This window comes from Ulvibacterium sp., from assembly GCF_028285715.1.
Lineage (GTDB): Bacteria > Bacteroidota > Bacteroidia > Flavobacteriales > Flavobacteriaceae > Ulvibacterium.
Map to the genome: position 1 here is coordinate 496,775 of NZ_JANQOO010000035.1, position 23,702 is coordinate 520,476.

Annotated in this window: 21 protein-coding genes; 13 read left to right on the forward strand and 8 right to left on the reverse strand. The window is 42.1% G+C overall.

Annotated elements, in window-relative coordinates; translation table 11 throughout:
• The first annotated feature begins 264 nt into the window (after positions 1-264).
• The 6 genes from Q0993_RS20130 (at position 265) to Q0993_RS21945 (ending at position 4,202) form a co-directional block, all read left to right on the forward strand.
• On the forward strand, positions 265-1,062 hold the full coding sequence (locus Q0993_RS20130; RefSeq protein ID WP_299536700.1) for a helix-turn-helix domain-containing protein: 798 nt from the start codon (positions 265-267) through the stop codon (positions 1,060-1,062).
• Between the two features lie 271 nt (positions 1,063-1,333).
• Positions 1,334-1,714 carry a VOC family protein gene (locus Q0993_RS20135; protein ID WP_299536702.1) on the forward strand — a complete coding sequence of 127 codons (381 nt, stop codon included), beginning with the start codon at positions 1,334-1,336 and terminating at the stop codon, positions 1,712-1,714.
• A gap of 13 nt (positions 1,715-1,727) precedes the next feature.
• Entirely contained in the window at positions 1,728-2,222 is a 495-nt protein-coding gene (locus Q0993_RS20140; RefSeq protein WP_299536704.1) for a DUF6265 family protein, read from the forward strand.
• Position 2,223: 1 nt separating this feature from the next.
• On the forward strand, positions 2,224-2,646 hold the full coding sequence (locus Q0993_RS20145) for a VOC family protein (RefSeq protein WP_299536706.1): 423 nt from the start codon (positions 2,224-2,226) through the stop codon (positions 2,644-2,646).
• A gap of 285 nt (positions 2,647-2,931) precedes the next feature.
• Positions 2,932-3,804, forward strand: a complete 873-nt coding sequence (locus Q0993_RS20150; RefSeq protein ID WP_299536708.1) for an alpha/beta hydrolase — start codon at positions 2,932-2,934, stop codon at positions 3,802-3,804.
• A gap of 101 nt (positions 3,805-3,905) precedes the next feature.
• Positions 3,906-4,202 (forward strand): helix-turn-helix domain-containing protein, encoded by a 297-nt coding sequence (locus tag Q0993_RS21945; RefSeq protein WP_367279655.1) that lies wholly within the window; start codon positions 3,906-3,908, stop codon positions 4,200-4,202.
• Here the strand turns inward: Q0993_RS21945 and mog are convergent.
• The 5 genes from mog to Q0993_RS20175 form a co-directional block, all read right to left on the reverse strand.
• The gene (gene mog / locus Q0993_RS20155; RefSeq protein WP_299536711.1) at positions 4,135-4,668 is read right to left on the reverse strand and encodes a molybdopterin adenylyltransferase; all 534 of its coding nucleotides are present in this window, start codon (positions 4,666-4,668) and stop codon (positions 4,135-4,137) included. The genes Q0993_RS21945 and mog overlap by 68 nt on opposite strands.
• A gap of 139 nt (positions 4,669-4,807) precedes the next feature.
• Positions 4,808-6,220, reverse strand: a complete 1,413-nt coding sequence (locus Q0993_RS20160; protein ID WP_299536714.1) for an alkaline phosphatase PhoX — start codon at positions 6,218-6,220, stop codon at positions 4,808-4,810.
• 346 nt (positions 6,221-6,566) lie between these two features.
• The gene (locus tag Q0993_RS20165) at positions 6,567-6,887 is read right to left on the reverse strand and encodes a hypothetical protein (protein WP_299536717.1); all 321 of its coding nucleotides are present in this window, start codon (positions 6,885-6,887) and stop codon (positions 6,567-6,569) included.
• 282 nt (positions 6,888-7,169) lie between these two features.
• A complete protein-coding gene (locus Q0993_RS20170; protein WP_299536720.1) occupies positions 7,170-8,048 on the reverse strand; it encodes a PorP/SprF family type IX secretion system membrane protein in 879 nt (292 codons plus the stop codon).
• Positions 8,049-8,084: 36 nt separating this feature from the next.
• Positions 8,085-11,264: an FG-GAP-like repeat-containing protein gene (locus Q0993_RS20175; protein ID WP_299536723.1), complete on the reverse strand. Its 3,180-nt coding sequence runs from the start codon at positions 11,262-11,264 to the stop codon at positions 8,085-8,087.
• 440 nt (positions 11,265-11,704) lie between these two features.
• Here Q0993_RS20175 and Q0993_RS20180 point away from each other — a divergent pair, with 440 nt between their 5' ends.
• The 3 genes from Q0993_RS20180 (at position 11,705) to Q0993_RS20190 (ending at position 13,647) form a co-directional block, all read left to right on the forward strand.
• Complete coding sequence (locus tag Q0993_RS20180) at positions 11,705-12,097, forward strand: DUF1801 domain-containing protein (protein WP_299536725.1); 393 nt, start codon at positions 11,705-11,707, stop codon at positions 12,095-12,097.
• Between the two features lie 75 nt (positions 12,098-12,172).
• Complete coding sequence (locus Q0993_RS20185; protein ID WP_299536727.1) at positions 12,173-12,793, forward strand: porin family protein; 621 nt, start codon at positions 12,173-12,175, stop codon at positions 12,791-12,793.
• Positions 12,794-12,825: 32 nt separating this feature from the next.
• On the forward strand, positions 12,826-13,647 hold the full coding sequence (locus Q0993_RS20190; protein WP_299536729.1) for a GNAT family N-acetyltransferase: 822 nt from the start codon (positions 12,826-12,828) through the stop codon (positions 13,645-13,647).
• A 316-nt stretch (positions 13,648-13,963) separates the two neighbouring features.
• Here Q0993_RS20190 and Q0993_RS20195 read toward each other — a convergent pair whose 3' ends face one another.
• Both Q0993_RS20195 and Q0993_RS20200 read right to left on the reverse strand, forming a co-directional pair.
• Positions 13,964-14,737, reverse strand: coding sequence for a MerR family transcriptional regulator (locus tag Q0993_RS20195; protein WP_299536731.1), 774 nt, complete (start codon positions 14,735-14,737; stop codon positions 13,964-13,966).
• Positions 14,738-14,908: 171 nt separating this feature from the next.
• A complete protein-coding gene (locus Q0993_RS20200) occupies positions 14,909-15,814 on the reverse strand; it encodes a LuxR C-terminal-related transcriptional regulator (protein WP_299536734.1) in 906 nt (301 codons plus the stop codon).
• 192 nt (positions 15,815-16,006) lie between these two features.
• Between Q0993_RS20200 and Q0993_RS20205 the strand changes: the two genes are divergently transcribed.
• Positions 16,007-16,672 carry a hypothetical protein gene (locus tag Q0993_RS20205; RefSeq protein WP_299536737.1) on the forward strand — a complete coding sequence of 222 codons (666 nt, stop codon included), beginning with the start codon at positions 16,007-16,009 and terminating at the stop codon, positions 16,670-16,672.
• A gap of 98 nt (positions 16,673-16,770) precedes the next feature.
• Here the strand turns inward: Q0993_RS20205 and Q0993_RS20210 are convergent, their stop codons facing one another.
• Entirely contained in the window at positions 16,771-18,702 is a 1,932-nt protein-coding gene (locus tag Q0993_RS20210; protein WP_299536740.1) for a PQQ-binding-like beta-propeller repeat protein, read from the reverse strand.
• Positions 18,703-18,957: 255 nt separating this feature from the next.
• Here Q0993_RS20210 and Q0993_RS20215 point away from each other — a divergent pair, with 255 nt between their 5' ends.
• Genes Q0993_RS20215 through Q0993_RS20225 form a run of 3 tightly spaced genes read left to right on the forward strand, consistent with a single transcriptional unit; the run spans position 18,958 to position 23,680 of the window.
• Positions 18,958-20,199 carry a sodium:proton antiporter gene (locus tag Q0993_RS20215; RefSeq protein WP_299536742.1) on the forward strand — a complete coding sequence of 414 codons (1,242 nt, stop codon included), beginning with the start codon at positions 18,958-18,960 and terminating at the stop codon, positions 20,197-20,199.
• Between the two features lie 38 nt (positions 20,200-20,237).
• Positions 20,238-22,565: a TolC family protein gene (locus Q0993_RS20220; protein WP_299536744.1), complete on the forward strand. Its 2,328-nt coding sequence runs from the start codon at positions 20,238-20,240 to the stop codon at positions 22,563-22,565.
• A gap of 23 nt (positions 22,566-22,588) precedes the next feature.
• Entirely contained in the window at positions 22,589-23,680 is a 1,092-nt protein-coding gene (locus Q0993_RS20225) for an efflux RND transporter periplasmic adaptor subunit (protein WP_299536746.1), read from the forward strand.
• Positions 23,681-23,702 lie beyond the last annotated feature (22 nt).

Sequence of the window (23,702 nt, forward strand, 5' to 3'; positions counted from 1 at the left end):
AAAAAATCCCTCTTCCTCTGCTCGATAATGTGAAAACACATTTTAGCACAAATCGGTATTTATGTTATTTTCCAAAATGGCTTGCAACGAAGGCGGTTTCATAGCCATTTAACCTGAACTCTTATTAATTTGATTCCTTTACCTCTTCGATGATTTTGATATTTAATATAAAAAGGACTTCAATCATCGGTTTTATTCCTATTTTGGGACATATCAATGCATTTTACATCCATATGGACAAGTTGTAGGCAAGCTGAAAAAATCATGAAATTCCAAACATTTAAACCTTCTAGACAACTCACAACCTTTGTAAAGTCATTTTGGACTCTTGAGAGTGACCAACCGTATACGCATTATTCGATGGCAGACGTTTGTCCCGAGCTTTTATTTCATTTTAGAGGACAGTTTGATGAACTTCATGACAGTGGCAAAAAGGAAAAGTCATTTACGGCGGGTATTCATGGACAGACACGAATAACACGAAAATTTCAAATAAGCCAAGGGTTTGGTATTTTTGGAGTCAGTCTTTACCCTCAGGCAATTCCGCTTCTCTTTGGAATCCCAACAAAGGAAATCAGCAATTACATGCCTCACCTAAATATTCTTTTGAAAGCTGAAGGCGATGAATTAGAAGAAAAAATAGCTACTGCTTCCGACAACTTCCGGAGGAAAAAAATTATCGAAGATTTCATTGAAACTAAACTTTCCCATTATCATAAAGAGCAATTACCTGTCTTCAGTTGTATCAATGCCATCATAGAAAACAGGGGACGGACTAAAGTCAGGCAACTGGCAAAAGATTGTTTCATTTCCGAAAGGCAGTTTGAACGGCAGTTTCTTAAGTTTTCAGGGTTTACTCCCAAATTATTTTCGAGAATAGTTCGCTTCCAATCTGTTCTTTCCAAATACCAAGATGTTGAAAAATCGCTAACAGTAATTGCCCTTGATGCCGGATATTATGACCAGTCACACTTTGTCCATGATTTCAAAGAATTTTCCGGGCATCTTCCCAAAGATTATTTTTCCGGCAATTCTGACGTAACAAAATGGCGTAATCAATAATGTCGGATTTTTCCAATTTTTTGAAAGTCGGTTAGAATATTTTTGTTCTAATTGTTAAACTTAAAAAATAGATAATAAAATTCCAGAAGGATATCAAGGCGTAATGCCATACCTGATCGTTAATGGTGCAGTTAAATTTATTGAGTTCACATCAAAGGTTTTTGGCTAATAATGAACATAAATAATAAACTTACCCATATAATTTCACCAGTATTTTGTAACCTTCTCAGGTTTTTCACAAAACAGTGAATTGAAATCAACCTCGTGCAATATGGAAAGCATAGCCCCCAACATTTTTGTCAATGACATCCAAGAAACCATATCATGCTACGAAAAAATGGGTTTCCAAATCCAGATGAAAAACCCGAATACGGAAAAACCTGAATTTGTTTTGATGACATGTGGAAAGGTTACAGTCATGTTTCAAACTTTCGAAAGTTTGGGGGACCAGCTGCCTATAATAAGAAAAGAAAAAGGAAGCTCGCTGCTCTTGTATATTAAAATAAATAACATACAAGGTTTCTATGAAAAAATTAAAGATGAGGTAAAAGTTTACAAAGAACTTGAAGAAACTTTCTATGGTGCAGTAGAATTCTCGATTGTTGATAATAATCAATACTTATTGACATTTGCAGAACATCAGAAAAACTAAACAATACAGAAACATGCAAAATTTTAAAGCAATGGTACTGCTGCAAATCATTATTTCTATATTTCTATTTCTTAGCCAAGCCTCCTCACAAGGAATAGGGGACAAAAGTAATGTGCCAGAATATGCCTGGTTAGCAGGAAACTGGTCTGGAAATGGATTTGGCGGTACCTCGGAAGAAAGCTGGTCCTTGCCTTCTCCGGATGGAACCATGATGGGCATGTACCGCCATCTTGATTCAATGGGAAATATAACATTTTATGAGTTCTTGTTATTGGATGAAACAGGTATACGATTGAAACACTTTAGACCTGATTTGATTGGTTGGGAGACTAAAGAAGATTTCGTCACTTTTGAAATGGTCCGGTACAATGGGAAAATAATTGAATTAAAAGGTTTGATTTTCAAACGTAAGTCAGAAAACGAGATGGAGATTCTTTTAAAATTGCGTAAAGGTGATGTAGTGAAAACCGAAGTTTTTACAATGAAAAAAATAAATAAATTGAAATAAAATGGAACAAGTAGGATCTGTTATTATTCCAACAATGCGTTACAAAAAGGCCTTGGAAGCTATGGAATGGTTATGTAAAGCTTTCGGATTTAAAAAACATTTCGTATTACCAGGGGAAAACGACACCATTGTTCATGCTCAATTGAGTTTTGGAAATGCGATGATAATGTTGGGATCTGTAAACGATGATGAATACGGTAAAATGTTCGGTACCCCTGAGGACCTCAATGGACTGAATACCCAGGCACCTTACATTGTAGTAGAAGAAATTGACCTGCACTATAAAAATGCCGTAGCAGAGGGGGCTGAAATAGTTATGGATATCCGGGATGAGGACTATGGCGGACGCGGCTACAGTTGTAGGGACAGGGAGGGTCATGTATGGAATTTTGGATCCTATGATCCCTGGGCAGAGGACAACTAGCTTAGATAAGTGTAAAAACAAAGCCCGAAACTTATGCTCCTGAAAATAAGAAAGACCTATTTGAAAATATGCGATAGAGCAGGGCTCTTATGGTCATTTCTAAGTAGTTCTAGAAAACCAACATTTTAAAAGATTATGCTGAATTTCCGAAATGATTTCAATACTTGCTGTTTTTTAGGACCTTTTGTCTAGAGAAACAAATTGATAAATTATTTGTATTAAACAAGTAGCGTAGATGATTAACAGTCATCCTCAGCTTGTTCAAGAGAGTCAATCCGAAGTATTATGAGAACGTTATTATTGACAATGCTATGCCTTTATTGTTCGTTTTCAAAGGCTCAGACATTAAACCGGGTCGATATTCACAACGGATTGATGCACTATTACTCTAAAGGGGAGGGAAAAACCATACTGTTTATTCATGGGGCACAAGAGGATTTCAGGGTATTTTTGCCCCAAGTGGAATTTCTCCGTGACAGGTTCAAAGTGGTTACATATAGCAGAAGGTATAACTTCCCAAACAATAACAAAATTGCAGGAGACATTAATGTTGAAACCGAAAGAGAGGATTTAAGGGTTTTAGTTCAAAAATTAGGAACACCGGTACACTTGGTTGGACATAGTTATGGCGGGTTGATTGCCATAGATTTTGCTTTGACCTATCCCGAACTCACCAAAAGTCTGATTTTATCGGAACCTGCCCTGGTTGATTGGTTGAAAACATCATCCGAATGCGAAACCAATTATGAGGATTTTCAAAAAAAATTGATTAGCGAGACCCGGCGGGCCTTTAAGACCAACGACACCACATTGGTAATGAAAGAATTGTTTGAGTTCTTTGCCGGGGAGGATATACAAGACCAAGTACCTCAGGAAGTTTTAGACATGCTGAAAGCTAATTTGAGAGAAATAAAAGCTTTGGTGACATCAAGTAATGGATTCAAATCACCTCCCTTCCAATCGGTTAAGGATTTGAAAATGCCGATTATGGTTTTCACTTCAGGAAGGACCATGCCGTTGCAACATTGTACAAACAAAAAGTTATTGGAGGCATTCCCGGATGCAGTTCACCATCATCTGGAAAATGCCGGGCACGAAATATGGATGACCCATTCTAAGGAGTTGGCCGGTCACATCTCCGCCTTTTTAACCGATTAGAATCTTGCTCGGAATTACATAAATGGCACCAAAATGGCTTGTTGGGTATGGTTCAATTAAAAACTTTGTGATTCGCATACATAGTTTCAATAAATTGCTCAATGGATTTAGAGCAAAAGGAACAATTAAAATGGGTCAGGCTTTTTGAAGATTGTGGAGATGCTGGCAGGGTCTGCTTGAAATATGGAATCTCAAGACCTACTTTGGGGAAATGGTTCAAGAGATACAGGGAAGATGGTATTGATGGCCTAAAAGACCAGAGCAGGAAACCCCCTCTTCGTCCGCAAAGAAAGCCTCACAGGAGTGGGGCTTACTTGACTATTAACTTCTCTAACCTTGCTTTGGTCGAAATACCTTCATTGTGTTTTGATTGGTTTCCATATAGGGCCCCTCAATAAGATCAATACAGTAGGGGATAGCCGGAAATACGGCCTCCAGACATTCTCGAATAGATTTGGGTTTTCCCGGTAGATTCACAATCAATGTATTCCCTCGGATTCCAGCGGTTTGACGGGAGAGAATGGCAGTAGGGACGTACTGCAGGCTCACCTGTCGCATCTGCTCCCCAAATCCAGGAAGTAGTTTTTCGCAGACGGCAACGGTTGCTTCCGGGGTTACGTCCCGTACAGCAGGTCCCGTGCCTCCTGTTGTTACGATTAGACAACAAGCCTTATCATCGGCCATGGTGATCATCTCCTTTTCAAGCAAGTGCTGTTCATCGGGAATTACGGCATACTCCGCTTCCCATGGACTCGATAGCCACAATTTCAGTAGCCGTTTGACTTCCTGACCCGGTAAATCTTCGTACTCCCCTCGGCTGGCACGATCCGATACATTGATAATACCTATTTTTATTTTTTCCACTTTTTCTTCAGATTTAGAATTTAACAAGAGTAGCTAGAAATTTTTTAAGTACCCTTTCCTCCGTTTGGTAAAGCTAAATCAAAAAAAAGCAATTTGTACGTTACTCATCTACGAGACTTCTTTTTCTAAAAGTGAGCGGCTAAACTTTTGGCACGCCAAACCTTTCCCATGGGCCGGTAATGGCTACTGTTTCACCATTCTCCTGTACGTTTACAAATAGGGTTTTTCCCGAAGGTGAAAAGACGAGCCCGGTGAGTTCCGATGTTGAGCTCCTATTACAAGCCAAAGTGTAGATACTTCCATCTTTGTCGATACCCCTAATATGATTCAATTCACCGTTATCCTCGCACAAAAGAACGTCTCCCCAAGGAGCAATAGTAAGGTTATCACACATGTGTAATACAGTCTTATCGTTGGACTCCGCATAAAGTTCCAAAGTGGCCGGCTCATTCTTCTCGTCCTCTGTTCCTTCTTTTGGAGACAATCTGTACCTAAAGACCTGTCCAAAATTTTTGGGTCCTCCATTGGTGCAGGCAAAAAAGAGTTCCCCATTTCCCATCCATATTCCCTCACCTCTTGCAAAACGGGCCGCTCCGGCATCAAATCCCTGATATCTCAAATCGTCCTCCGGTGAATCCACATCTTCCAAATCTATCCAGAATACTTCCATAGACTCGTTTTTGGGTAAGGTGGGAGTTTCCCAATTTCTGGTATCCAGACTGTTCTTGTTACGTACGGCCAAAGCCTGTAACAAGCCACCCGCCAGGAGATTTTCCTTTTCCTTGGGGATAAATCGGTAGAAAAGGCCATCGTGCCTATCCTCGGTAAGATAAATACAATAAGAATAGGGATCGACCGCCACGGCCTCATGGTTAAAACGCCCCATTGCCTTAATAGGCGTTGGTGTCACCATTCCTTTGGAAGCCATAGGTACCTCAAATACATAACCGTGGTCTTTCCGTATTTGGTCTCCGTTCGCTTTGGTGACGTCTTCCTCGCAAGTGATCCAACTTCCCCAGGGCGATACCCCGCCTGCACAGTTCCTGTAGGTGCCGGCCAAACTCATGAACTGGTCCTCAACCACTTTCGAGTCCTCGTCATAAATCATGGTCGTTGTACCTCCCAGACCCGGATTGGTTCCTCCTCCGGAATCGTAGAGTTTGTCTAGATTTACATTGGACAACAATTCGTTGGCTGCACCAAACGGACTGTTTTCCAGTGGAGTAGGGCTGTTCTCGTGGTTTCGGATAATAACGATTTTCCCCGCCTCATTAAGAAACGCTCCCATTCCATCCGGCCTTCCAGGTACCAACAGACCGTCGGACATTTTTTCGCAAGATGTTGAGATAATCCTATACGAAAATCCATCTGGGAGATCAAGATATTCGTTTGGGTCGATTTTTAAATCCAATGTGCCCGTTTCACTATTTTGAATTCCCTCATCCTTCTTTTTTCTATTTGTACAATGGACCAATGCCATCAACGCCAATGAAGTAAGGGTCGATTGTCTTATGAAATGCCTGCGGGTATAGTCTTTGTGGTTATCTTCCATAGTATGCCTATAACTTTTTATATCGTATACCTATAATTAGGTCAGTGCTGATTTGTTCAAGAAATCCTTGATTTCGTTTCCTTTCAGCAAAAGTATTTAATTGAATAGGAAAAATGGACTCCTTATAGATTTTAAAACATTTTTCTAACCAATTGTAAACATTGCACAATACGTGCTATGACTCTTGAATAGTCATTGCAGAAAAAAATCGTCAATACATGATTTGAAAAAGAAATCCAAGGATTTGGCCAGATTGAAAAGCCCCAAAACGGCGATAGCGTTTGGGGCTTGGCACAAGGCGCTGATTCAGGTGGACACCGAAAATCGATGTCTTTGGTCCTTAATACTATTCATACTCCACAAAAATGATAACCGTGGCCCATCCGTTAAAGGGGTCATCCGCATTTTTATCCGCCAACATTACCTGAATTCTAGCCGTAACCGTGCCACGGTTTACATCATCGATAATGGCATCCGTATCCATCTGCAGGGTTTCTAGATGGTGGTCACTATTCGTGAACCTTAGCCTAAAGCCGTTGAGTACAGTTTCAGCTTTAGTAATTCTTCTACCAAACGTATGTTCTGTAAAAAAGTTGATTTGATTTTCGTTGCCACGAGGATTTCTCGTTCCAAAATTGACCGTTTTTCTAACAAATGTTACTGGCATAATACTTAAATTTAAAGTTATACTTCCTTTTTTCCGTACGGATAATCTGGATGTAATTTAAAATCATTCAGTCAATTTGTAAATTGAATTTATATAAACTGTAGGAAATTTTGTATAATTTGTATAAAGACTATTTTCTATGGTAATACTGCGGCAAGTTTGCAAAATGACCTAAATAAAAAGAAGAGCCCTAGACACCTACACGGTCTAGGGCTTTCATGTCGGATACGGAAAGTTGAGACTATTAACCCAACAGATTTCAACCACTGTTCCTTATCCGAATTAAAATTTTAGGGTAAAACCAATCTCATGTGTCCCTTCCTCAGAGGTGTTTATGGCGCCGGAATTGGTCTCATAGGCGTAGCCTACTTCCAACCATTCTTGGACGGTTAGGTACAGCAGCCCTCCAAATGCCCTATCTATCCTGTAGTTGGCTCCCACCTCCAAAGTATCCAAGATTTTGAAGGCAGCCGTTATGTCGGCAATGGTTTCCTCGTTGGAAAAGCGCAACAAGGTGGACGGTGTAAATACGATATTATCGCTTAGTGCAAAGTGGTAGCCCCCGCTCAGATAAAACTGTGGACGGCTCCGGGCCACTGTAAGTACCCCGCTATCATCATCGATGCGATCCGAGGCCAGCAGCTTTGGGGAGGAAAGGGATACATAATAATCCATGCCCTTCAGATATATCCCAGCACCTACGTTTGGATTAAAGTCGTCCACGTTCTGTGCAAATACGGGGTCCATGGCCTGATCTAGGCTGTTAAAATCGATATTGACAGAGGTGCCTCCCGCCTGTACCCCAAAATGAAGCCAAGTCCACCGATCAAGCTGCACCCCATAGGCGAAACTGGCAAACACGGAGGTGGTGCTTTCTATGAACACCTTGTCCGAGATAAGGGTGGCCCCTATACCGATACGCTCGTTAAGTGGGAGCCCAAGGTAGAGACCCAAAGTCTCTGGTGCTTGTTCTATACCCGAGAACTGGTTCCTAAAGTTGGATCTGAACTCTATCCTGTCGTTAAGCCCGAAGGCTGCGGGGTTAAAAAAGTTGGTGTTGTACCTGTACAATGTATACAGGGGTTCTTGTTGTGCACTTACCGAGAAGACGCCCATTATCAAAAATAGGAATGGAATAACTGAAATATATGTTTTTTTCATGATTGTTTTTTTGGATTATTGGGGAATCGTAATAAATCAATAATTTAGGTATAGCCATCCGGTTAGGTCCCGATTCACGGGTTGTCGTAGATGAATGATATAGTAGTAAGACCCGACTGGGAGTAGGTTACTCCCGGTTCCTTCGGTGCCTCCCCAATCGTTCTGGTAATTTTGGGTACTGAATACCTCCCGGCCGTTCCTGTTGAATACCTTGATCAACGCCTCCGGATGGCTGGTGATGTTCTCTATTACCCAGGTATCATTGGCATTGTCCCCGTTGGGGGAGATTGCGGGAACGGGAACCAGCGCTAGCGCGGGATTACAGGTATCGGCAACGCCATCCGAGTCGCTATCCGGGGCGGTAAAGGTGACCGTGGCGGTAGCCGTATCGCTATTACCGTTCACATCGGTGACGGTCAGTTCCACGGTGGTATCGCCCAGTTCGGGACAATCAAAAATGCTCACATCCAAGGCGAGGTCTTCAATACCACAATTATCCGTACTCCCATTGTTGATGTCCTCTGCATTGATAGTTGCCTGTCCGTTTTCATCTAGCCCAACGGTAATATCTTGGGCAATCGCTAGGGGAGGGACGAGGTCCTCTACGATGACAGTTTGCTGTTGTGTACTGGTATTCCCATTGCCTAGGTCGTAGGTCCAGATTAGGGTATAGGTCCCCTGTTCCTCATAGGTCAAGGGATCGTTAGTCGTGGCGGTAACGGTTCCCCCACAGTCAGAGGTTGCGGTGGGCACCTGGGAAACCGTTACACTGCATTCACCCCTTACCTCCGGTAGGACATCCATATTCGGTGTCACAGAGGTGACAGGGTTCTCCACGATAACGTTCTGTGTCTGTGTACTTGTATTTCCGTTGCCGATATCGTAGGTCCAGGTCACGATAAAAGTTCCCTGTTCGCTATATTCCAACGGATCGTTGGTAGTGGCTATAATCGTTCCTCCACAATCAGCGGTGGCGGTGGGTGCCGAGGTGATGGTCGCACTGCATTCGCCTCTTACCTCCGGGAGCGAAGCCACATCCGGCGTTGCGGAGGCGATGGAATTCTCCACGATAATGGTCTGTTCCTGTGTGCTCGTGTTCCCGTTACCATCATCATAAGTCCAGGTGATGGTATAGGTCCCCTGCTCGGGATAGCTCAACGGATCGTCCGTGGTGGCCGTAACGGTCCCCGAACAGTTGTCCACCGCGGTAGGCACCTCTGTGACCGTTGCCCCACATTCGCCCCTTACTTCTGGAAGAACGGCCATATCGGGCACAGGGGTCTCAGGATCATCCACGATGAGGGTCTGTTCCTGTGTGCTTGTATTTCCGTTGCCGTCGTCATAAATCCACGTAATCGTATAGGTTCCCTGTTCGCTGTATTCTAACGGATCGTTCGTGGAGGCGGTAACGATTCCTGTACAATTATCGGTCGCGGTGGGCACTTCTATGACCGATGTCCCGCATCCGCTAACTATTTCTGGCAGGGTAGCCCTATCGGCAACCGGGGCTATTGAGTCCTCTATAGTAACGGTGGTCGTACACGTCTCTGTGTCGCCCGAGGCATTGGTCACCGTAAGTGTCACGGTATTTTCGCCCAGGTCGGAACAATCAAAATCGGAGATATCAATTTCCATGCTAGTAAAGCCCAAGGAACCGTCATCAATATCGTCCACGGTGATACTGGCCGAACCATCAGAATCCATTTGTAGGGTGAAAGGGGGGGCACAGTTTGCTGCTAAGGGCGTTGACCCTGCATTTTCATGCCAGGCAATACGGCTGTTACTGGAATGGGCAGAGAGTACATCCAAATCCCCATCACCATCCAGATCACCGGCGGCCACGGCAATAGCGGAATTAATACTTTCCAGGTTAATGGTGAGCTGACTTCCAAAATTCCCATTTCCGTCATTCTGATACCATGCAATCCTGTTTTCATCGCCTGAAGCCGAGAGCACATCCAGGTCCCTATCGCCGTCCAGATCGGCGACGGCCACATCCCGAATATCATCTTCAGTCAAAAGTATTTGATTACCGAAGTTGCCATTTCCATCATTGGGGTACCAGGCGGTTTTAGTGTCATCGGTGGAGATTACGTCCAAGTCCCCATCGCCATCCATATCGGCGGTAAGTACATTCTGGGCCCCGGTTGCCGCCTGGGTAACAATCTGTTGGCCACCGAAGTTCCCGAACCCATCATTGGGGTACCAGGCAATTTTATTGTCGTCGGCGGAAGAGGAGAGCACGTCCAGGTCCCCATCGCCGTCCAGATCGGCAACGGCCACTCCACTGGCCCCGACCACTGCTGATGTAATGGTACGTTTGGTCCGGAAAATAACCGGAACAGGGGGGGCACTGATATATGAAATTCCCTCATATGGGTATATAAAAATCTCGTTGCCCGATGCCGTGAGCAGGTCCAGGTCCCCATCGCCATCCATATCACCGGATGCTATATCTTTAACTTCTGTTGTAATGCCAGCGGATAACGTAAAGTTCTCACTCCCGTTGTTTAGGTGTGCGTGTACAACGCCTCCAAAACCGGACATTGAAAGTATGTCCAGGTCCCCATCGTTGTCTAAATCGCCGGTAATCAAACTTTTCGGGGAATTCCCCCCGATTACCTGACGGCTACCGAAGTTCCCGTTCCCGTCGTTCGCATGCCAAACAATACGGCTGTCATCACTAGAAGCGGAGAGTACATCCAAGTCCCCGTCGCCATCTAAATCGACTGCGGTTACATCGCCTGACGATGTGGAACGTACCGTCTCGCCAATGATGTTTCGCCCATTGGGGAACTCTCCAGGGCTATTAGGACTTACACCGGCGGTAAAACGGTAGGTGAAAGGGCTCGCCAGAGGAGCTCCCATACTGCTTGCCACATCCGCGGTCAAGGTGACAGTAATTATTTCTCCGGGGAAGAAATCCCGATCAGGGTCAAAGACCGCTGTATTCGTATTTGATCTAAGGGCAGGGAAGCCAAAGGGCTCACCATAACTGCCGGACATTTTTACATGGTCCGCCGTGAAGGTGGCCGCATCCATAGTTTCGCTAAAAGTAAGGCTGATATCGGTCGTACTATCCGCGTTAAGAGCATTAGCGGATGGGGCCGTGGCCGTGACCGTAGGATCAGTTTGGGCAAAAGCGGTTAACGATATACCCAGAAATAAGAATATAGTAAATATTCGATATTTTTTGTTTTGATTTTTTGCTTTCACAATTCGGGGGATTTTATGTGTTAGACGATAGCTACAACGATAAATATGACAGATATGTTGTCTGGCGTATTAATTTTTTTGTTTGTAGTTATCCTTAAAATAGGCACTTTTAAACAATGGAAACCTGTTTTTTGAATTTCAAGGTCAGAGCTGATCCGAGTTTCGAATCTGGCCAGAATTGCGGATTTCAAGAATAGTAAAAGAGATAATAATCTACAAATCAGCATATCGGATAAAATCTATAAAAATCAAAGGTTTACAAAGGTTTTAACTAGGTTGGAACTTAGGTCAAAACCCAAAATAAGAGGGAGAAGTTTTACCGTGAATCTTGTCGCCAAAACGGCGTTTTTGAGCACCAGAAATCCACTATCTTAGCCCTAGGATTTGATGCCCTGGAGAAGCGAGGAAAATTTTTCGCCTAAATTAAAATTACGCAAGAAATGAATCAGGATATTAAGGTATTTAACGAGAATCAAGCGTTCGGGGAACGAGAAATATGTGTTACTTTGGCCGTGATGATCAACGAATTCCTACCCGAAGCGCAGCATAAAATTTGGCATAGGCATCCTGTTTGGTTTTTGGAGGGTAATCCCATAGTAGGCTACAGCAAATTGAAGGCGGGAATTCGCTTGATGTTCTGGAGTGGGGCAAGTTTTGGGGAAGAAGCCTTGAAACAGGGCACAGGTAAATTCAAGGATGCCTCGATTTTATATACCGCGGTTGACCAAATCCTTGAAGATGATATGAAAAGATGGCTGGCAAAGGCCCGTGAAATCCAATGGGACTATAAAAATATCTACAAACGAAAAGGAGCTCTGGAGCGTTTAAAATAATATGAACCGGCATTTTATTCCGATGCTATGTTAGTATCTTCGTCCCCAATCCTTTGATCAATTAAACATCACCTAGTGAAGAAATATATACTAATACTCCTATTTTTCATCCCAGGCTGCCAAGCTTTGATGGGCCAAAGGGAGTTCAAAGTTGCATTTGGACTAAAAATCGGTACAAATTATACCATGCCCAAGATGGTGGATTTGGAGAGTATGGAGTTCAATTACCAATTTGGTCCGGATTTCGGGGTTTTTACGGATTTTACATTTAATCGTCGTATTGGTTTAAAAATGGAAGTACTGTATTCCGTACAAAACATACATATGGAGTCCTATGGAATTGGGGATGGAAGTGGTACTCGGATCGGAACGGTGGAATTGAACGAAAAGGTAAGGGATCAATATTTAATTTTCCCTGTGCTGTTTAAGACAAGATTGCTCAAGAAATTGGATTTCCTGATTGGCCCCCAGTTAGGCTTATTGATTTCTAACGAAAACAGGTTTTTGGTCATTGACGGAATTATTTTCAACCAAAATGAACCCATTGATAACCTTAGCCTTTCCGGAAATTTTGAACTATCCTTCAATGTTACGGATAATCTAAACCTTGGATTGCGTTATAATCTGGGTGTGGGCAAAATAAATAGTCTTCGAAATAATGCGTTTCAATTCTATTTGGGCTATGCCTTATTATAAAGGGATACCTTCTAAGGAGGCCTTTAGTCAGTATGATAGTTAAAAGCTTGGGAAATACGGATTTTGACCTTGTATTGGAAAGTTTTTTGCTCGCCTTCCAAAACTATTTTGTAACCGTTCCTACCAATGGCAACTACTACATGGAACGTTGGAAAACGGCCAAGGTCGATTTTAACTTTTCCTATGGCATGTTCGATGGAGAGACATTGGTCGGGTTTGTGATACACGCCATTGACCATAGGGATGGAAAACTCATGGCCTTTAATACAGGTACCGGGGTAATCCCAGATTATAGGGGTAAAAAAATAGTACAATCCATTTATGAATATGCCCTGAACGACTTACGGCGCATTGGAGTAACCCATTGTGCGTTGGAGGTAATTACCAAAAATGAAAGAGCCATTCGGGCCTATACCGGCATCGGATTTAAAACCTGCCGAACCTATGCATGTTTCAAGGGCACGATCAATCCCGAAAAAAGGGAGGTAGTGGCTTTAAAAGAAGTCGATTTGGGAAAAGTGGATTGGGCGAATTTACCCAATCAGGATTTTTATTCATGGGACAATCAAAAGGAATCCATACTCAGGAGCAAGTACAAGTTTTTTCAGGTCATGACCAATACATCTCCGGAGTCCTTCTTTATAATACATCCGGATACAGGCTATCTGGTACAATTTGATGTGTTAAATGAAAATGAAGATGCCTGGAACCGATTGTTTTCCGGGATTCGTCAGATTTCAAGTACTGTTAAAATCAACAATGTTGACCTGGGATTGACGGATAAACTTGAGCAGTTAAATTCGATCGGATTGGTGAATACTATAGATCAGTACGAGATGCGCATGGAAATCTGAAAATGCCCGGCTCAATCGGATATCCGTAAAAAGGGCCTTTCTAATGGCCTATTGTCCTCTATGGTATATACTCTTTTTATAATAAGGCCGCTTACCAATGTTCGATTTCGCCTTATGGATAAATAGCCTACCTTTAACTTTGGAAGCGTATGTGCCACAGTGCCACTTTCCCTTCGGAATTGTGGATTCTTTTGTTTCCGAGTTTTTGGAGCTATTTTCCATTGTAAAGGGTTCGGGGAGCAAAAGAATATTGTTCAAGACAATGACAAGTAAAATCCTCGATAAAAATATGATCATGACTATTGTTTTTGATTGATTATTTCAAGTAACGTTCGGCGAAATGTGTCATGGCCAATTGTAGGAACTGGGCAAATTCCGGTTGTGGTTTGCCGTCGATGACCGTAAACCGCTCGTCATCTACGTACGTTTGGCCTAGCCCAGAATAAGTACTGGCCTGCTTGTCTTCCAATGCTTCTGTGCCCCAAAATTTTCTGATAATATCATAATGGTGCTTGATTAGCCATTGGACTTCGGTACTTTTTGGCTCTTCTTTTCTTAATTTAAAGAGTTTGAGGGTTATCTTTTCCAACTTCTCCTTAAGCGCCACATAGTCTGCCTTGTCCAATTGCAATAGTTCCTGTTCCGATTTAATAATGGCCTCCTCGCCATATTTTTCGATAGCTTCTTGTCGTACAGTGGTGCCCATTTCCTTGGGAAGTCCTTCATAAAGTCTTTTAGGTTCCATAGTTGTTTTATCGTTAATTAAATATGCTATTGTGTTATCAATGGTATTTAGGAGTGTAGCGATACGGCTCCTTCTTTTCTTCAACAATTCCCTGTGACCCTCTAACGCTGTAACCAAATCAAAGTCCGGGTCATTTAGAACAGTTTTGATTTCCTTTAAGGAAAAACCAAGCTCCTTATAGAACAGAATCTGCTGTAGACGCAGTAACTCGCCCTCTCCATAATATCGGTAGCCAACTTCGCTTCGGTCCGCAGGCCTTAGGAGCCCGATCTTGTCATAATGATGTAATGTTCTGATGGTTACACCGGAAAGTTTGGAAAGTTCGCTGACACTGTATCGTTTCATTTTTGGTCTTATTTATGAATCATTGGGGCAAAAGTAGACTATGACGTAAGGTAAGAGTCAAGTACCCTTGGAAATAATTTTGTAATTAAAGTACGAACCTTGTTGTTAGGTTACATTTAGGGAAGCAATTCAAGTAATACTTCAATATCAATTCCAAAATTACACCGCAGATTAAAACGTATTTTTACTGAGCAACTGTACCAGTTTCATCCTGCTATTGATACCGATTTTAGAATAGATCCTATGGGTATGGTCCTTAACGGTCTGAAGACTTATAAAAAGTTCATCGGCAATTTGTTGGTTGGTCTTTCCTTCACAAATTGCATCCACGATTTCTCTTTCCCGTTTGGTTATTCGATACTCCTTAAAGAGCATTTCCTTTTTTTCAGTATTTGGGATTCCTGCGTATACCGGGATAAAAACGACATCGGAATTGAGCTTCAGGTACAACAATGGAATGAAGTTGGATAAAAAATAAAACAGTATAATAGGTGCAACCCACCATATATCGGAAAACAGAAATAGTACTAAGGCCCCTCGAATAAAAAAAGCCAGGGCCATTAAGAGGATGAAGAGCTTAAATACTTTGCGTTTTGCGGCTTTGTATTTTTTGGAGTAGTGTAGCACAACCCCCGATAGTAGGGTTAAAGATGCCAGTTCCACGAACAGTATCAATCCGATTTCCGCATGGGCCAATTGTCTGCCCATTAGCCAATCGTTTTGGAAAAAAAGTATATACAGTCCCCAAGCCAATGGTATAAGGCCCACAAAAAAAATAGCATGAAAATAGGACACCCTCTTATTGATCGGTATCTCAACCAAGGAATATCCCATTCTCACCAGCATTATCCATGATATACATAAAAAAGGTATGCCTAATAACGGTAAAAAATTGGCTACCATTATGATTATACCCATATCCGTGTCCATAAAGGAAAGCAGTGTCCGCATCAAAATTTGCGCCCAGATTCCGTAAAAAGCGAAGGCATAAAAGGTAATAAGGTAATAGAAATAGTTTCGGTGGAAATTGGTATTGTAGGTTTGGATAGATTGATGGGATATCCAAATACTTGCCATAGCAACAGCTAGGCAAAATAAGAATACCAGAATATATACGAAACTCAACAAAACCTCCTTTTACCTTTAAAATTATATAAATGTCATTGAAATGGATAAATACCTTAGTAGTGATTTCAAAAACACTACCAAAGTTGGAAGTAATAGTTCCGCAATCCCCTTACTTTTATACAAAACTTAAGTACCTATATTATGGAAAGAGTATATGAAGGAAGAGTTCCCGAGGCAACAACTTTTGGAAGTTATGGATACGCTTGGCAACAACTTTGGCGCTATTTTTTATATTTCTTTTTAGTGACCTTGGTTGTAGCCTTGTTTGAAAGTCCCGTTTCGGTCGCCCATGATTCCGAGACGGATATCACACCAATCACGGTTATGTTACAAATTTTTGCAACGGCCTATTTCTTCCTACTGTTTCCCGTTATCAACTATGGAGGTGATTTACTGTATTTACAGGGTATCCGGAACGAGAAAATGGAAATTGAAGTCTTGTTCCAGGGATTTAAAAACAACTACTTCAATATTATTTTGGCGCATTTGTTGAAGTTTGCAATTATAGGGATAGGGTTTGTTTTCTTTATAATACCTGGGATTATTTTGGCTTGTAGACTTGCTTTTGTATCGCTTTTGGTCATGGACAAAAACATGGAACCCATTGCCGCTGTGGAAAAGAGCTGGGAAATGACCAAGGGACATGGCTGGAGGATTTTTGGTATGGGCCTTTTGGCGATTCCCATTTTCATAGGAGGTATCATTTGTTTCTTTGTAGGTGCCTTTATTGCCTATATGTGGATAGGGGCAGCCTTTACCGCCCTATACCATGCCATTGATCTTGAAGAGCAAAGGAAACTAGAATAGTATTCCAATAAAGACAGGCCCGAAACTATTTAAAGGGTACCGCTATTGCATTTTGCCTTGAAAATTCAAAACCTGGGATTTTAGGAACTTTCGATGAGCTATAGTTTTTCAATCGAAACTTCCTTACCCTCAAAAAAGTATAACATCCTTTCGATTTCGTCAATGATAAAAGTACCCCGTCCTCCATCTATTTTCTTTATAAGCTCTTCTTTTCCGGTATCGATTTGAAAGTTGATTATCCGTATTTCATCGTTGTCCGGAATCGTGATGATCATGGCATCATTGTTATTCCTGCTTTTCCGAATTCTTTTGAATACGTATTCCAAGTTGGAATCCAAGTCCAAGTCAAAATCGGTCAGGCCATCAATTCCTTGGGTATAGGAACGATAGGTTCCATAAATACCCGAGGCACCCCTGCCCAAGACACCTAAATCATTGGACACAATGGTACTTCTAAATGCCCTATTCGCTTGGGTAGGGGCAAAGAGCAATGTGGCCGATGTAATTTGTAGACCTCTTTTAAGCCAGTAAAAGGAGTCGCGAAAGGATCTACGCACAAAAGAACCGGATTTCACGGAAGGGTATTCTTTTTTGTAGACGAGTTTCCCCGAAAAATCGAAAAGGTAAAACTGATTGCCTAGATATAAGAAATAGGCTTTTGACCTAATTTTTAGTTTTGGAAATTCCCTTCCAAAATCAAAACTCTGTAGAGATTGTGGCGCTTTCCTATCCTTGTTGTTAAAAAGATAGAAGTTGTTTTCACTATACACCGGAAACTGCCCGTTTTTTGGATTGGACCATACGCGATGAAAGGGAATTTCCAGCTTTAAATTTCTATTGATAAAATCCGCATCGAATAGGGCGAGGTCCTCTTCCCATATTTTTCTTCCGGATTCGATTTCGATTCTGTTCGCACGCGAGGGTGTGATAAAAAGCGCAGAGGTATCATAATCAAAAATATGTACGGGATTTTCCGTATCGGTATATGTTATTTTTATGGGTTCGTCCCACGCCTTGCGGCCAAGATTATCGACTCGCGTCAACAGGTTTTCCTGTACCACCAAATAACCGTTTTTAGTCGGGACGATTTTTTTGATCAGGGGCAAGGGGTCCGACTTATCCCATTTTTTCTTGCCGTTTTGCGTGTTCACGATGTCAAATCCCTTGGAGGTAATCACGACCAATTGATTCCCGTCCAAGTTCTTTTCTATGACGTTTCCAACAATCCGTACAGGTGGGCCCGACCATAGGCTATCCATGTTTATGGGATTTAGGGCGTAAATTACCGTTTCCTGGTTAAGCCTTTTGCTATTGATGTTATTGGAGGAGATATAGAGCCGGTTTCCTTTTTCATTAAGCAAAATACTGGTGACACCTTTTTTGTCATAAGTAATTTGGCCGGTTTTGGAATCAATTTTTAGGAGCTGACGATTCCTTAACCAAAAAATATCCTGATTGGCATCTAAAAGGACTTTCTCCTCGTTTAAGAGCGCACCTTTAGTGCGTGTAAAAAAATCACTGACCACTTGGGTCTTCCATATTTTCTTCCCTGTCTTGAAATCGAACAGGCCGATCCCGAATCCCTCTTCGGTTTTACCATCTACCAAAACTGCTCCCTGCTCTAGCAATGGCAATGTATTGAAAACAGCTTGGAAGCCTTGTTCGCGGGAATTGAAAACGATTTTGCCATTGGTTACATCCACGATGGCCCGAGAGGTACCTTTTAAATTCAAGGCTTTGGACAGAATTTTGGAGTTGATCAGGGGTTTGTCCTCAAAAAACACATAAGGGGTAAAGGGAATTTCGGTATATCGGTCAAAATCCAACTTTCCAATGGCCTTGTTTTCCCAAATAACCGCCCGTTTTTCAGGTCCTATTCCAAAAACAGATTCGGAAGTTTTGACCAAAACAATTCCTGTACTACTATTTAGGATGCTTTCGGTGACCTTATTTTCCAGTGCAATTTTTTGCTGGGCGATTGATGCAAAGGATATTAGTAAAATGAATGCAACTAGATTAATCCTGATCATAAACGCACTTTATTCAATTTTAAGCTTATTTTTCATATTGTATTTTAGCTTGGTATGGTATGCGGCCATTTTTACCGGCCGCTCATCAATCCGGTGAAACAAGGTCGGTAATCCCCTGATTAGGCACAAAGTATTTCAAAACTATTGGTGTTAACATTTGCTAACCTTCGCAGGCCCTATTTTTTTTACGTTTACGCACCTTTCTTTTGATAAATTTAACATATTTTTACGCGCAACCCAATATTCCTTTTTTGAATGGATTATTTTGTGATTACAAGCGTCCTGGTATTCATGTCCGCCCTCTTTGGCTATATCAATGTTCGCTTTGTAAAATTGCCTAACACTATTGGGCTTACCGTTATTACAATTTTCTTTACCATCATCATTTTTTTGCTAAGCTATGTAGATGATACCCTGCTCAATGCCGAGCGTTTTATCATAACCCATATCGACTTTAAGACCGTATTGCTTGATATTATGCTAAGTTTCTTACTGTTCGCCGGAGCTTTGCATACCGATTTACAAAAACTAAAGGAACAACGTTGGCCCGTATTGGCCTTCGCCACCTTCGGGGTATTGGTATCTACCTTTTTGATCGGTGGATCGGTCTATTTTGTACTCATGGCCATAGACCTCCCGGTGAAATTCATTTATTGTCTGTTGTTTGGGGCGTTGATTTCCCCAACGGACCCTATTGCGGTACTCGGTATCTTAAAAAAAGCCGGAGCCCCTAAAAAACTGGAAATCAAGATAGTTGGGGAATCTTTATTCAATGATGGGGTAGGCGTAGTTATTTTCTTGACAATTTTTGGACTGGCAAGTGGTTCGGGGAACGGTTTTTCCATAAATGAGGTCCTGGAACTGTTTGTTGTTGAGGTTTTTGGTGGGCTCCTCCTAGGTGCCTTGTTCGGTTGGCTTACCTACAGGCTTATGCGAAGTATAGATGATTACAATATTGAGGTAATCCTTACCCTGGCCGCCGTTATGACCGGGACGGTATTGGCACAATATCTCCATGTTTCCGCTCCTTTGGCCATGGTAGTGGCCGGTCTGATCATTGGAGGTGATAAGACCAGGGAATCGGCCATGTCCGAGTTAACGGAGGAATATGTGGACAAGTTTTGGGAGCTTATCGACATTTTGCTCAATACCATATTGTTTGTCCTTATTGGGATGGAGATTCTGGTACTGGATTTGGAAACGAAATATATCATAGCAGGACTTTTGGTTATCCCCATAGGGTTGATCTGTCGCTATCTATCCCTTATTTTACCGGTTCAACTGTTCGCAAAAAAACTGGATTTTGTACCAAATACCAACTTGATCATGACATGGGGAGGACTTAGGGGTGCCATTTCCATAGCCTTGGCCTTGGGTTTAACGGATGCCATGGAACGAGATCTCTTCCTGGTAGTGACCTATATTGTGGTCATTTTCTCAATCGTTGTACAGGGGCTTACGGTGGAGAAACTGATAAAGAAGCTGAAATTAAAATAATATCAACCCTACTTTTGTACGGTTAAAGCATTGAGATTATGGGAAAACATTTGGTTTTTATTTTGTTTTTGATCGGCTTTTGCTGCTGGTCCCAGACTAAGAAAACCTATACTATAGGAATGCTGGTAGATGTAAGTACTTCTGAGACCGAAGTATTATTGCAACGATTAAAGAATGAAGTGGGCGCCGTTGTAGGCGAGGATGCGGATATTGTCTTTCCGATGGAATACCAATTGGTGCACAATTACGATGTAGAACTCGCCCGTAAGAATTACCAGAGTTTACTGAATAGTGAGGTAGATATCATCATTGCCTTTGGGTCGGCAATCAATATTGTAATTCAAGGTCAGACAAGTCATGCCAAACCTACCATCCTTTTTGGTTCCGTTGATGCGGATATGACAACCATCAATTTGAAAAACAATACCTCAGGGATTGAAAATTTGACTTATCTGATGGGCGTTCAGTCTTTTGAAGAAGATTTAAAAACCCTAAAGGAATTAACGGATTTTACCCATGTAGGTTTCGCTATAGAGGCAGGAATAGCTTCTGTATTGCCCTTGGATGAGACCGTTGGCGATATTTTAGAAGGAAGCGGAACCGATTATACCATTATTCCCTTTACGAGTGTGGAAGATATTGTTTCCAAAATGGACAATCTGGATGCACTTTATTTGGCTGGAGGATTTTTTCTTCTGGATGAGCAAATAAAAATGCTTAGTGACGTATTGATAGAAAAGGGTATTCCTTCATTTACCGGAACCGGTCCCAGGGATGTGGAACTTGGCCTTATGGGCACCAATAATAGCGATGATAATATAAATCAGTTCTTTAGGCGCATTGCCTTGACCATTGAGGCTTATGTAAATGGAAACCCTTTATCCGAGCAGAACGTCTTCATCGATTTTGAGCAGCGGTTGACCGCAAACTTTAATACGATGCAAAAACTGGGAATACCGATTCGATATAGCCTTATAGCACAAACCGATTTTGTGGGGGAGTTCCAAAACCCCTTGTCCCAAAAAACATATTCGTTACTGGATATCCTCAATGAGAATTTTGAACGAAACCTATCCCTACAATCCCAACAAAAGGACGTAGAACTGAGCCAGCAGGATGTAAAAACAGCAAGGAGCAATTATTATCCGGATATTACCGCCAATGCATCATTTACCAATGTAGATGAAAGTGTGGCTTTTGCACCACTTTCCCCGGAATTCTCCACGGATGGAAATATACAATTGACGCAAACCATCTATTCGGAGGCCGCCAATGCGAATATTACCGTTCAAAAGAATCTTCAAAAAGCGCAGGAAGCTAATTTTAGTGCAGCTCAGCTCGATGCCGTATTGGAAGCCTCCAATTTGTATTTCAACGCTTTGGTGAGCAAGGTAAATGTAAAGATTCAGAATCAGAATCTACAATTGACCAAGGAGAATCTAAAAATTGCCAAGCAGAATTATGAAGCTGGCCAATCCGGTAAATCGGACATGTTGCGTTTTCAAAGCCAAATGGCGCAGAATACACAAACTATGATAGAAGCAGTGAACCAATTGGGTCAGGCTTATATAAGTATTAATCAATTGTTGAACAACCCAATAGATTTTGAGTTGGAAGTAGAAGATGCCGAATTGGGTAAAGGGGTTTTCGCAGAGTACAATTATACACAGCTCTCAGAAATATTGGATAACCCTTTGTTGAAAGATCCATTTGTTGCTTTTTTGATCGATGAGGCTAAAAACAATTCCCCGGAATTGGTATCCTTGGACCATAACTTAAAGGCGGTTGAGCGCAATTTTCGGTTGAACTCGTTCGGACGTTTAGTTCCAACAGTGGCCCTGCAGGGCAATTACAATCAAAACTTTAATCAATGGGGTGTAGGGAGTACGGACCTTGATCCGGCCAATAATTATAATGTGGGAGTCAATATATCGTTGCCTATTTTCAATCAGTTCCGCAACAATATCAATAAGCAGACCGCCAAAATACAACAGGACCAGTTAGAAATTAACATACAAAACACGGAACTGGCTATTGAGAGCAATGTGAGTTCTGGGGTTTTGAACTTATTCAACCAAATTTCAAACATACGACTCTCTGAAGTATCCGTAAATGCGGCAAAAGAAGCTGTGGAACTTGTACAAACCTCGTATTCGGAAGGTGCAGTCAGTATTATTCAGTTAATCGATGCACAAAACAATTATTTGCAGGCCCAATTGGCACAGGCCAGTGCCACTTATAACTTTTTATTGACTGCAATTCAATTGGAACGTTTTATGGGCTACAACTTTTTATTGCATACCGAAGAGGAGAATAACGCCTTTAGACAACGGTTTACGGAATTTCTGGACGCCAATTTTGATTAATATTAAAGCCATATACAAAAGATATGATACGATACCTACCATTTAGAAAAATAACTGTTTTGACCGCGCTTCTGGGGGTAGTGGCCTGTGGGGGCGAAAAACAGGTAAAGGAAGAATTCGTAAGACCCGTGGAATATGTGGAGGTTTCCTATGACAACGGGGGTAAGGAACGGACTTTTAGTGGTACCGCTAGAACGGAAAAGATCATTAATCTGAGTTTTAGGAACACAGGCATTTTAATGCAGTTGGACATACGATTGGGCCAATCCGTTAAAAAGGGACAATTGTTGGGAAAATTGGATAATGTGGAATCCCGGCTGAATTATGAGCGATCCGTTTCTGACCTGAATAGTGCCGAATCCCAGATGAACACGGCTAAACTTTCCCTGGATCGGTTCCGGGTCCTATATGAAAAGGGAAGCGCCTCATTGACCGATTTTGAATCGGCCAAGAACTCCTACAAAACGGCACAGCAAAGTTATGAGTCTGCCAAGAGAAGTGTTTCCATACAACAGGAGCAGGTGAATTATGGCTATTTATATGCGCCAGAGGACGGTGTAATCACTTCGGTGACTGCTGAAGTCGACGAGAATATAAGCCCGGGGCAAACCATTGCCGTCTTGAATGCAGGAACCGAGATGGAAATAGCATTGGGTCTTCCGGAAAGCATTATCAATGAGGTACACTTGGAGATGCCTGTTCGTATTACCTTGCCTTCGGTTGCCGAAAAGACGTTTATGGGCAAGGTAACAGAACTTTCCCCGGCAGTGGACACCAATACGGCCACGTACCCCACTCGCATAAAGTTGGACGAGGCTACCGAGGAAATCAAAACCGGTATGGCCGCCAGTGTCACTTTTGAGTTGGATGAGAATAAAAACGAGGGCAACGCACTTCGTATTCCGGCACATGCCGTTGGAGAGGATAGTTCCGGAAGGTTTGTGTATGTTATAGTGGAGGAAGGCGAAAAATCCGTTGTCAAGAAAAATCCGATAAAAGTAGGCAGTTTAAATTCCGATGGATTTGAGGTCGTGCAAGGGCTTAAAGTTGGGCAAAGGATTGCCACCGCAGGGCTACAGACCTTATTGGACGGCCAGCATGTTTCTTTACAATAATATCCTAAGGGCCTAAAAAGAA